Raw genomic sequence first — 245 nt, forward strand, 5'->3', positions numbered from 1 at the left:
GAAGAAAGCGTATTTCCAAAGACCGGCTTGCAGGGCACCATCCGTTAAAAAGGTTGGCGGGAAGAATAGGCATACGATAAGAGTAGCGCTTGTTGTCATAAGAAAGCTTTTCGTATAAGGCGGAACTTCTGTAGCAACACGCCCACTTGCAAAAACATAGAATGAAAAAGAGACAGCGGCTAATAAACCAAAGATAATACCTTTCGTGGAAAAGTTTTGTCCGAGACCTTCAAAGACACCGCCTG

The 245-nt window shown here is 44.1% G+C and carries 1 pseudogene; it reads right to left on the reverse strand.

Features of this window, described 5'->3' with window-relative positions:
* Positions 1–245 (reverse strand): annotated as a pseudogene (locus SB658_RS26670) (EamA family transporter); the annotation flags it as partial.

It is taken from the genome of Bacillus sp. SIMBA_008 (genome assembly GCF_046535495.1).
Taxonomy (GTDB): Bacteria; Bacillota; Bacilli; order Bacillales; family Bacillaceae; genus Bacillus; species Bacillus subtilis.